Annotated in this window: 1 protein-coding gene (only partly in view); it reads left to right on the top strand. The window is 69.4% G+C overall.

Features of this window, described 5'->3' with window-relative positions:
* Positions 1-12,568, top strand: the 5' portion of a protein-coding gene (locus tag FEK34_RS22055; protein WP_138450595.1) for a non-ribosomal peptide synthase/polyketide synthase. The gene runs 30,992 nt beyond the window's last position; the window shows 12,568 of its 43,560 coding nt (coding positions 1-12,568); the start codon lies at positions 1-3; its stop codon lies beyond the right edge, outside the window.

A 12,568-nucleotide genomic window follows, 5' to 3' on the forward strand; every position in this document is an offset into this window, starting at 1 on the left:
TTGGACCGGCTGGATTTCGGCGGAAACGGCGAAACTGGTGGTGAGCGGGATGAGTTCTTTCCGTTGTCCCCGGCGCAGCTGGGTATCTGGTATGCCCAGCATGTCGATCCTCAGGTGCCGGTCAACATCGCGCAGTATGTGGATCTGCGCGGCGACCTCGATGTAGCGGCCCTCGAGCGGGCCAGTGCCGACGCCGCCCTGGAGATGGGGTCGGGCTTCCTGCGGATCATCGAACGCGATGGTGAACCGCTGCAAACCGTCGACCCGTCGCTGGACGCCACCCTCGAATACGTCGACCTGCGCGACGCCGAGGACCCCGAGGCCGCCGCCCAGGAGTGGATGCGCGCGGAGTACTCGCAGCCGCTCGACATCGTCAAGGACCGCCTGATCCGCGCCGCCGCGCTGCGCATCGAGGATCACCGCTGGTTCTGGTACTCGCGGGCGCATCACATCGCCCTCGACGGCTTCGGCGCGATGACGTTCATGACGCGCATCGCCGAGCTCTACACCGCCTATGTCACCGGCGCCGAGCCCGCGCCGAGCAAGGCCACCGACCTGCGCACGCTCTACGAATCCGAGATCGCCTACCGCGACAGCACGCGCTTCCAGTCCGATAAGGAGCATTGGGCGCAGCGGGTGGCGGGCCTGGAGGAGGGTTCGAGCCTGGCCGGACGGTCGGCGCCGCCGTCGCCGGTGAACGGGATCGTCAGCGCGGCGCTGTCGGAGGAGCAGGATTCGCTGCTCACCGAGGCCGTCGCCCGACACGACTCCTCGCCGGCCGCGATGCTGATCGCCGGTTTCGCCGCGTACCTGGCGCAGCTGACGGGCAGCGAGGAAGTCATCCTCAGCCTGCCGGTCACCGCGCGCACCACCGCCGCGATGCGCCGCTCCGGTGGTGTGGCGTCCAATATCGTGCCGCTGCGCCTGCACGTCGGCTACGACACCTCGGTCACCGAACTGCTGCGGCAGGTGCAGGTGGAGGTGTCGGGGGCGCTGCGTCATCAGCGCTACCGGCATGAGGACATCCGCCGCGACTCGGCCGGTGACGGTGTGGTGACCACGGAGTTCTTCGGTCCGTGGGTCAACATCATGCTGTTCCACGACGAGCTGGTGCTCGGCCCGATGGTCGGCCAGCTCAGCGTGCTGTCCACCGGCAGCATCGAGGATCTGGGCGTCAACTTCTATCAGTCGGTGGCGGGCACCCGTTCGCATATCGACTTCGAGACCAACCCGAATCTCTACACCGAGGACGAGGCGCGCCGCCATCACGGCCGGTTCCTGGAGTTCTTCGACCGGTTCCTGGCCGCCGACGCCGAGACCGCGGTGTGGCAGCTCGAGGTCACCACCGCCGCCGAACGCACCGAATCGCTGGTGGAGTGGAACGATTCGGCGCACGAGGTGCCGACCACCACGCTGCCCGCGCTGCTGGACGCGCAGATCCCGCGCACCCCGGACAACATCGCGCTCGATTTCGAGGGCGCCACCCTCACCTACGCCGAGTTCGACGAGCGGGTCAACCGGCTGGCCCGGTTCCTGATCGCCGACGGTGTCGGCCCGGAATCGCTGGTGGCGCTGGGGATGCGGCGTTCGCTGGAGCTGGTCATCGGCATGCACGCGGTGCTGAAGGCCGGTGGCGCGTATGTGCCGATCGATCCGGATCATCCGGCCGATCGCACCGCCTACATACTCGACAGCGCGGCACCGGTCTGCGTGCTGACGATCTCCGGCGACGAGCTGGAGCTGCCGGAATCGGTGCAGCGGGTGGAGATCGACACCCTCGACGTGTCGGGTTTCTCGGCCGAGCCGATCACCGATGCCGATCGCCGGGCCCCGCTGCGGCCGGACAACACCGCCTACGTCATCTACACCTCGGGTTCGACCGGCCGCCCCAAGGGTGTCGCGGTCACCCATCACGCGATCGTCAACCAGCAGCTGTGGATGCTCGACGAGTACCAGCTGACCGCCGACGACGTGTACCTGCAGAAGACCGCGACCACCTTCGACGTGTCGCTGTGGGGTTATTTCCTGCCGCTGATGGTCGGCGCGAAGCTGGTGATCGCCGCACCCGACGGGCATCGCGATCCGCTGTACGTGGCGCAGATGATCGCCGAGCACCGGGTGACGATCACCGACTTCGTCCCCTCGATGCTCACCGTCTTCGTCTCGCACGCCACCCCCGCGCAGGTCGAATCGCTGCGCGCGGTGTTCGTCATCGGTGAGGCGCTGCCGCCGGAGACCGCGGCGGCCTTCCGCGCGATCACTTCGGCCGGCCTGCACAACCTCTACGGTCCCACGGAGGCCGCGGTCTCGGTGACCTACTGGGAGGCCACCGCCGCCGACACCGTCACGGTGCCGATCGGTATTCCGGAGTGGAATGTCGAGGTCTACGTTCTGGATTCGCGGCTGCGGCCCGCGCCCATCGGCGCGCCGGGCGAGCTGTACCTGGGCGGACGTCAGCTGGCGCGCGGCTACCGCGGCCGCCCGGATCTGACCTCGGATCGCTTCGTCGCCAACCCGCTGTCGCCGAACGGCGAGCGCATGTACCGCACCGGCGACCTGGTGCGCTGGAACGCCGCCGGAGTGCTGGAGTACATCGGCCGCACCGACTTCCAGGTGAAGTTCCGTGGCCAGCGCATCGAGCTCGGTGAGATCGAGACCGACCTGCTCGCGCACAGCGCCGTCAGCCAGGCCGTGGTGCTGGTGGTCGACACCGCCACCGGCCAGCAGCTGGTGGCGTATGTGGTGCCCGCGCCGGGGCACACGGTGGAATCGGCGGAGCTGACGCGGTTCGTCGCGGAGAAGCTGCCGAGCTACATGGTGCCCGCCTCGATCATGGTGCTGGACGCCTTCCCGCTCAACACCAGCGGCAAGCTGGACCGGAAGGCCCTGCCGGAGCCGGTGTTCGCGGCGGACGCGTCCGGCTTCCGTGCCCCGCGCACCCAGGCCGAGCAGGTGGTGGCGGGCATCTTCGCCGATGTGCTGAGCCAGGACCGGATCGGCATCGACGACAACTTCTTCGACCTCGGCGGTAACTCGCTGGTCGCGACGCAGGTGGTGTCGCGGATCAGTGCGGCCTTCGACACCCAGCTCGGGGTGCGTGCGCTGTTCGAGACGCCGACCGTCGCGGGAATCGCCGCGCGCGCGGAGCATTCGGCTTCCACCGCGGGTGCGCGCCCGCCGCTGGTGGCCCAGCGCCTGCCCGAACGGGTGCCGCTGTCGCTGGCGCAGCAGCGGATGTGGTTCATCAACCAGTTCGACCCCACCGTGCCGACCTACAACCTGCCGTTCGTGGTGCGGTTGCGCGGCCGGGTGGATGTCGAGGCGTTGCAGACCGCGCTCAACGATGTGGTGGCGCGGCAGGAATCGCTGCGCACCATCTTCCCGGAGTCCGGTGACGGCGGGTACCAGTTCGTCATCCCGGTCGAGCAGGTCGATCTCGGCATCACCGTCGAGCCGATCGATGAAGCCGAATTGCCCGGCGTGCTGGCCGGATTCGCCTCCACCGGCTTCGATGTCTCACGTGAGCTGCCCATCCGCGTGCGCATCTACGAGGTGACCGGTGGCCGCGGCAACGGCACCCCGGAGTACGCGGTGGCGTTCGTGGTGCACCACATCGCCGCCGACGGTTTCTCCTTCGGACCGCTGGCCCGCGATGTGGCCGCCGCCTACCTGGCGCGCGCCGAGGGCGAGGAGCCGTCGTGGGCGCCGCTGCCGGTGCAGTACCAGGACTACAGCATCTGGCAGCGCGAGCTGCTCGGCTCGGAATCGGATCCGGAGTCGATGGCCGCGCGCGAGATCGCCTACTGGCAGCGCGCGCTGGCCGGGCTGCCCGATCAGCTGGACCTGCCCACCGACCGGCCGCGTCCGGCGGTGCAGAGCTTCCAGGGTGGCCGGGTCGGCTTCACCATCGACGCCGAACTGCATCAGCGGCTGTCCGCGCTGGCTCGCGCGCAGGGCGTGAGCCTGTTCATGGTCATGCACGCCTCGCTGGCGGTGTTGCTGGCGCGGCTGTCGGGCACCACCGACATCGCCATCGGCACGCCGGTCGCGGGCCGTGGTGAGCAGGCGCTCGACGATCTGATCGGCATGTTCGTCAACACGCTGGTGTTGCGTTCGGAGGTCGACGGCAGCGAGCAGTTCACCGAATTCCTCACCCGCACCAGGGAAACCGACCTGGCGGCATTCGCCAACACCGACGTGCCGTTCGAGCGGCTGGTCGAGGTGCTCAACCCGACGCGTTCGCAGGCCCGGCATCCGCTGTTCCAGGTGATGCTGTCGTTCCAGGAGATGTCGCACGCGACGCTGGAGCTGCCCGGGCTGTCGGTCACCGCCGACGAGCTCGAGGTCGACATCGCCAAGTTCGACCTCCAGTGGACCGTCACCGAGGAGCGCGCCGGTGATGGCGCGCCCGCCGGAATGTCGGCGGTGGTCTCCTACGCCACCGATCTGTTCGACGAATCCACCGTCGACGAGTTCACCCGCCGCTACCTACGGGTGCTGGAAACCGTTGTCGCCGAGCCGGATACCGCGGTCCGCGATATCGAGATCCTCGACGACGCCGAACGCGCCACCGTGCTCTCGGGCTGGAACGACACCACCCACGAGGTTCCGGCCGCCACCGTGCTCGAGCTGTTCGCCGAGCAGGTGCGGCAGCGCCCGGACGATATCGCCGTCGTCTTCGACGCAGCCGGCCGCATCGACGGGCTGGATGAAGAACTCACCTACGCCGAGTTCGCGAGCCGCGTCAACCGCCTGGCCCGCAAGCTGATCGACGCCGGTGTCGGCCCGGAATCGCTGGTCGCCGTTGGTATCCGGCGTTCGGTGGACATGCTCGTCGCGCTCTACGCGACCATGACCGCCGGTGGCGGCTACGTGCCGATCGATCCCGATCACCCGGCCGAGCGCACCGAGTACGTGCTCGAATCCTCGGCACCGGTGTGTGTGCTCACCACCATCGCCGACAACATCAGCGCCGGCGAGGTGCCGGTGATCTTCCTCGACACCGAGGATCTGAGCGGATACTCCGACGCCCCGGTCACCGACGCCGATCGGCGAGCGCCGCTGCGCCCGTCGAACACCGCCTACGTGCTCTACACCTCCGGTTCGACCGGCCGCCCGAAGGGCGTGGCGGTCAGCCATGCCTCGGTGGTCAACCAGATCGCCTGGATCACCGCCGAATACCGGATGAGCCCGGCCGATGTGGTGCTGCAGAAGACGCCGGTCACCTTCGACGTGTCGGTGTGGGAGCTGTTCGGCACGCTCGCCGTCGGCGCCCGGATGCTGATCGCTGCCCCGGACGGCCATCGCGATCCGCTGTACCTGTCGGAGATCATCGGACGGCACAAGGTCACCATGACCTCGTTCGTGCCGTCGATGCTCTCGGTCTTCGCCGGTGCCGCCAATTCCGCCGAATGTGCTTCGCTGCGTGCGGTTCTGGTGGCCGGTGAGGCGCTGCCGCCGGCGACGGTGACCGCGTTCCGGCAGTTCTCCACGGCCGCCGTGCACAACCTGTACGGCCCCACCGAGTTCACCGTGCACGCCACCGCTTGGCATCTGAACGCGGTGGCCCCGGCCAGCGTGCCGATCGGGCGCCCGGTGTGGAACGCGCGCGCCTACGTGCTCGACGAGGGGCTCTCGCCGGTGCCGGTCGGCGTTCCCGGTGAGCTGTACCTGGGCGGCATCCAGACCGCGCGCGGCTATCACGGCCGCCCCGACCTGACCGCCGAACGCTTCGTCGCCGACCCGTTCGGCCCGCCCGGATCGCGGCTCTACCGCACCGGCGACCTGGTGCGCTGGACCGAACCGCGCGACCCGGAGGTGGGCACGGCGGGCGTGCTGGAATACATCGGCCGCACCGACTTCCAGGTCAAGTTCCGCGGTCAGCGCATCGAGCTGGGCGAGATCGAGACCGCGCTGCTGGAACATCCGGCCGTCAACCAGGCCGTGGTGCTCGTGCTCGACACCGTGGCCGGCGATCAGCTGGTCGGCTATGTCGTCACCGACGCGGGCCCGGTCGACATCGACAGCATCAAGGGCGCGCTGCATCGCACGCTGCCGTCGTACATGGTGCCCTCGGCGATCGTGGTGCTCGAGGCGCTGCCGCTGAACCCTTCGGGCAAGCTGGACCGCAAGGCGCTGCCGGCTGCGGTGTTCGAGGTGCGCGAATTCCGTGCTCCGACAACGCCGATCGAAGAGATCGTGGCGCAGATCTTCGGTGAGGTGCTCGGCATCACCCGGGTGGGTGTGGACGACGACTTCTTCGAACTCGGCGGCAACTCGCTGATCGCCACCCAGGTCGCCTCCCGGCTCGGCATCGCACTCGACACCCGGGTGCCGGTGCGCATGCTGTTCGAGGCATCCACCGTGGCGGCGCTGGCCGCGCGGGTGGAATCGCACGCCGGTGACGGCGCCCGCAAGGCGCTGGTGGCGCGCGACCGGCCGGAGGAGGTGCCGCTGTCGCTGGCGCAGCAGCGCATGTGGTTCCTCAACCGCTTCGACACCGAATCCGCGGTCAACAACATCCCGGTCGCCATCCGGCTGTCCGGTGATCTGGATGTCGCCGCGCTCCAGGTCGCGGTCATCGACGTCATCGACCGGCACGAATCGTTGCGCACGGTCTTCCCGGAGACCAGCGCGGGCCCGGTGCAGGTGGTGCTCGATGCCGCCCAGATCGTGCCCGACCTGACCCCGATCCCGGTCACCGAGCACAACCTGATCGATCACCTGGTGGAGCTGGCCTCGATGGCCTTCGACGTCACCAGCGAAGTGCCGCTGCACGCGCGGCTGTTCGAGATCAGCGAGACCGAGTACGTGCTCGGCATGGTGGTGCACCACATCTCCGCCGACGGCTGGTCGATGGGACCACTGGCCCGCGATGTGATGGTCGCCTACGCGGCGCGCACCTCCTGGGAGGCGCCCGCCTGGTCGGCGCTGCCGGTGCAGTACGCCGACTACGCGCTGTGGCAGCGCGAGGTACTCGGCTCCGAGGACGATCCGAACTCGTTGATCTCCAACCAGATCCGGTACTGGTCGCGCGAACTGGCCGACCTGCCGGACGAATTGGTGCTGCCCTCGGACCGGCCGCGCCCGGCCGCCGCCTCCTATCGCGGTGGCACCTATCCGTTCGTCATCTCCGGCGAGACTCAGCGCGCGCTGGTGGAGCTGGGCCGCAGGCACAATGCCTCGCTGTTCATGGTGATGCATTCGGCGCTGGCGGTGCTGCTGGCGCGGCTGTCGGGTACCAGCGATATCGCCATCGGCACCCCCGTCGCCGGCCGCGGTGAGGCCGCGCTGGACGACCTGATCGGCATGTTCGTCAACACCCTGGTGCTGCGCACCGAGGTCGACGGCGCCGCCGGTTTCGACGAGCTGCTCGCGCGCGCCCGCGAAACCGACCTGCACGCCTTCGCGCACGCGGACGTGCCGTTCGAACGTCTCGTAGAGGTGCTGAACCCGGCCCGCTCGCAGGCGCGGCATCCGCTGTTCCAGGTGATGCTGACCTTCCAGAACACCCGTCAGGCCAGCCTGGAACTGCCGGGGCTGTCGGTCAACGGCATCGACTACGACGCCAGGCTGGCGAAGTTCGACCTACAGCTGACGCTGTCGGAAACCCAGGACGAGCTGGGCGAGGCCGCCGGTATGTCGGCCGAGTTCTCCTATGCGCTCGACCTGTTCGACGAGGCCACGGTCGCCGAATTCGCCAACCGTCTGGACCGGGTGCTGGCCGCGATCACCGCCGACCCGACCATCGCCATCGGCGATATCGACCTGCTCGCCGCCGACGAGCGGGCCAAGGTCCTCACCGACTGGAACGACACCGCCTACCCGGTGCCCGCGGCGACCCTGGTGTCGCTGTTCGAGCAGCAGGCCGCCGCCACCCCGGACGCGGTGGCGCTGGTCTTCGAGGACGAGCAGCTCACCTACGCCGAATTCGCGGGCCGGGTGCATCAGCTGGCCCGCCGCCTGCTCGCCGACGGTGTCGGCGCGGATTCGCTGGTGGCGCTGGCCATCCGGCGGTCGATCGACCTGGTCGTCGCGATGTACGCGGTGCTGGAGACCGGCGCGGGTTATGTGCCGATCGACCCGGATCAGCCCGCCGACCGCATCGACTATGTGCTGGACACCGCGCGGCCCGCGGTCGTGCTGACCACCACGCGAGACGAATTCGGCACCGAGCACGCACCGCTGCTCGCGGTGGACGCGCTCGACCTGTCCGCGTTCGATACCGCCCCGGTCACCGACACCGAACGCGCCCGGCCGATCCTGGGTGCGTCCACCGCCTACGTCATCTTCACCTCCGGCTCCACCGGCCGCCCCAAGGGCGTCGCGGTGAGCCATGCCGCGATCGTCAACCGGTTGCTGTGGATGCAGCACGAGTACCCGATCGACGCCGCCGACGCCGTGCTCCAGAAGACCCCCGCGACCTTCGACGTGTCGGTGTGGGAGTTCTTCTGGCCCTTGCAGGCCGGCGCGCGCCTGGTCGTCGCCAAGCCCGACGGGCACCGCGACCCGGTGTACCTGGCGCGGATCATCGCCGAACAGGGCATCACCACCGCACACTTCGTGCCGTCGATGCTGTCGGTGTTCGTGGCCACGATCGGCAACGAGAACGGCGACGCCGCGGCCCTTCCCGCGTCGCGACTGCGGCAGGTGTTCGCCTCCGGTGAGGCGCTGCCCGCGCCCACGGCCGCGCGGCTGCGCGAGCTGACCGGTGCCCGGCTGCACAACCTGTACGGCCCCACCGAAGCCGCCGTCGACGTCACCTATCACGAGGCCACCGACGCCGACACCGTCTCGGTGCCGATCGGCCGCCCGGTGTGGAACACCCGTGTCTTCGTGCTCGACGCCCGGCTGCGACCGGTCGCCCCCGGTATCGCGGGAGAGCTCTATCTCGCGGGCGATCAGCTGGCGCTCGGCTATCTCGGCCGCGCCGACCTGACCTCGGACCGGTTCGTCGCGAACCCGTACGGTGCGCCCGGCGAGCGCATGTACCGCACCGGTGACCTCGTCACCTGGACGCGCGACGGTGAGCTGGAATACCTGGGCCGCACCGACTTCCAGGTGAAGCTGCGCGGTCTGCGCATCGAACTGGGCGAGATCGAGGCCGCGCTGCTGGCGCAGCCGGGTATCGCGCAGTCGGTCGTGGTGGTGCGCGCCGACGCGCACTCCGGCGATCAGCTGGTGGGTTATGTGGTGCACGAACCCGACGCGGTCATCGACCCCGATGCGGTGAAGGCAGCGCTGGCCGCCACCCTGCCCGGCTACATGATCCCGGCCGCCCTCGTCGTGCTCGACGCGTTCCCGGTGAACGCCAGCGGCAAGCTGGACCGCAAGGCGCTGCCCGCGCCGAAGTTCGAGGCCAAGAGCTTCCGCGCGCCGTCGACGCCGATCGAGGAGATCGTGGCGGAGGTCTTCGCCGAGCTGCTCGGCGTCGGCCGGGTCGGTGTGGACGACGACTTCTTCGAACTCGGCGGCAACTCGCTGGTCGCCACCCAGGCGGTGGCCCGGCTCAGCGCCGCGCTCGACACCCAGGTGGGTGTGCGGACCCTGTTCGAGGCGCCCACCGTCGGTGCACTGGCCGCGCGGATGGAATCGCATGCGGGCAGCGGCGCTCGGCAGGCGCTCACCGAACAGGTGCGCCCGGAGCATCCGCCGCTGTCGCTGGCCCAGCAGCGGATGTGGTTCCTCAACCGCTTCGACGCCGATTCCGCGGCCAACAACATTCCGGCCGCGGTCCGGTTGCAGGGCGTGCTCGATCTGGCGGCGCTGCGCGGCGCGGTGTCGGATGTGATCGTGCGCCACGAATCGCTGCGCACCATCTACCCGTCCCACGACGGGGTCGCCTACCAGCGGGTGCTGCCCTCGACGCGGGCCATCCCCGAACTGGATGTGGTGTCCCTCGGCGAGGACGAGATCGGTTCGGCCCTCTACGAATTCGCCTCCCGCGGCTACGACGTCACCACCGAACTGCCGGTGCGGCTGCGGCTGTTCCAGCTGGGCGAGCAGGACTTCGTGCTGGCCGTCATGGTGCACCACATCGCCGCCGACGGTTTCTCCATGCGTCCGCTGGTGCGCGATCTGATGACGGCCTACGTCGCCAGGACCGCGTCGGTGGAGCCGGGCTGGCCGCCGCTGGCGGTGCAGTACATCGACTACGCGCTGTGGCAGCGCGAGGCGCTCGGCTCCGAAGAGGATCCGACCTCGCTGATCTCCGAGCAGCTCGACTACTGGCGCACCGCGCTGGCCGGGCTGCCCGACGAACTGCGCCTGGCCGGACGTCCACGCCCGGCCGTCGCGAGCTACGGCGCGGGCACCCACCGCTTCCGGGTGCCCGGCGCGCTGATCGAGGAACTGAACCAGGTTGCCCACAGCACCGGCACCACGCTGTTCATGGTGGTGCACGGCGCGTTCGCGGCGCTGCTGGCGCGGCTGAGCGGCACCGATGACATCGCCATCGGCATCCCGGTGGCCGGACGTGGTGAGCAGGCGCTCGACGATCTGGTCGGCATGTTCGTCAACACCCTGGTGCTGCGCACCGAGGTCGATCCCGCCCAGTCGTTCGGCGAACTGCTGGCGCAGGTGCGTGAACGCGATCTGGCGGCCTTCGCGCACGCCGACGTGCCGTTCGAACGTCTCGTCGAGGTGCTGAACCCGGCGCGTTCGCAGGCGCGGCATCCGCTGTTCCAGGTGATGCTGTCGTTCCAGAACCTCGGCCGCACCTCCCTCGAGCTGCCCGGCCTCACGGTGACCGAACTCGGCATCGACCAGCCGACCGCAAAATTCGATCTCCAGCTGACGCTGAGCGAAGGCGCGGATTCGGAGATGGAAGCCGAACTCGTCTACGCCACCGACCTTTTCGACGCCGGCTATGCGAGCACCTTCGCCGAGCGGTTCCTGCGGGTGCTGCGCGGGGTGGCCGACGCCCCCGGCGCCTCGGTCGGCGATATCGAACTGCTCGACTCGATCGAGCGCACCCGCGTGCTGGATCGGTGGAACGACACCGAATTCCCGGTCGACGCCGCGCTGACCTCGCCGGTCGGCGATGCCGCCGCCACCCTGGTCTCACTGTTCGAGGCCCAGGTCGCGCGCACCCCCGACGCGTACGCGGTCACGTTCGAGGGGGCAAGTCTCACTTACGCCGAGTTCGCCGGACGGGTGCACCGGCTGGCGCGCTGGCTCAAGCAGGCCGGGGTCGGCCCGGAATCGTATGTGGCGCTGGGGATGCGGCGCTCCATCGATCTGGTCGTCGGCATGTACGCGGTCAGCGTCGCGGGTGGCGCGTATGTGCCGCTGGATCCGGATCATCCGGCCGAGCGCATCGACTACATCCTGGAGACCGCGCGTCCGGTGTGCGTGCTCACCTCCGGCTCGGATCTCGACACCACCACGCAGACGCGCCAGGTGCGCATCGATGAGCTGGACCTGTCGGGCTTCTCTGACGAGGTGCTCACCGACGCCGACCGGCATCGTCCGCTGCGGCCGGGCAATACCGCCTACGTCATCTTCACCTCGGGTTCGACCGGGCGTCCCAAGGGTGTCGCGGTCAGCCACGCGGCGATCGTCAACCGGCTGGTGTGGATGCACGCCGAATACGGTCTGGCCGCCGACGACGTGGTGATCCAGAAGACGCCGTCCACCTTCGACGTGTCGGTGTGGGAGTTCTTCTGGCCCTTGCAGGTCGGCGCGCGCCTGGTCGTCGCCAAGCCCGACGGGCATCGCGATCCGGCCTACCTGGCCCAGCTCATGGCCGACGAGCAGGTCACCACGGTGCACTTCGTGCCGTCCATGCTGTCGGTGTTCGTGGCCGAACCCCTCGCCGCCGAATACCTCGGCCTGCGCAACGTCTTCGCCTCCGGTGAGGCGCTGCCCGCGGTCACCGCACAGCGCCTGCGCGAGCTGACCGGGGCGCGGCTGCACAACCTGTACGGCCCCACGGAAGCCGCCGTCGACGTCACCTTCCACGAGGTCACCGACGCTGACACCACCTCCGTGCCGATCGGCGCCCCGGTCTTCAACACCCAGGTCTACGTGCTGGACGCGCGGCTGCGGCCGGTGCCCGCGGGTGTCCCGGGTGAGCTGTATCTGGCGGGTGCGCAACTCGCGCACGGCTACGTCGGACGACCCGATCTCACGATGGACCGGTTCGTCGCCAACCCCTTCACCGCGGGCGAGCGCATGTACCGCACCGGCGACCTCGTCGCCTGGACCGCCGACGGTGAGCTGGAATACCTGGGCCGCACCGACTTCCAGGTGAAGCTGCGCGGTCTGCGCATCGAGCTCGGCGAGATCGAGAACGCGCTCACCGCACTGGAATCCATCGCGCAGGCCGTGGTCGTGGTGCGTACGGACGAGCACACCGGCGATCAGCTGGTCGCCTACGTGGTGGCCGACCCGGATCGCGTGGTCGATATCGACGCGGTGCGCGCCGAACTCGGTCAGCAGCTGCCCGCCTACATGGTGCCGGCGGCGTACGTGGTGCTCGACGCCTTCCCGCTCAACGCCTCCGGCAAGCTCGACCGCAAGGCGCTGCCCGAGCCGACCTTCGCCGCCACCGCCTTCCGGGCCCCGG

This window comes from Nocardia cyriacigeorgica (assembly GCF_005863245.1).
GTDB classification, from domain to species: Bacteria; Actinomycetota; Actinomycetes; order Mycobacteriales; family Mycobacteriaceae; genus Nocardia; species Nocardia cyriacigeorgica_C.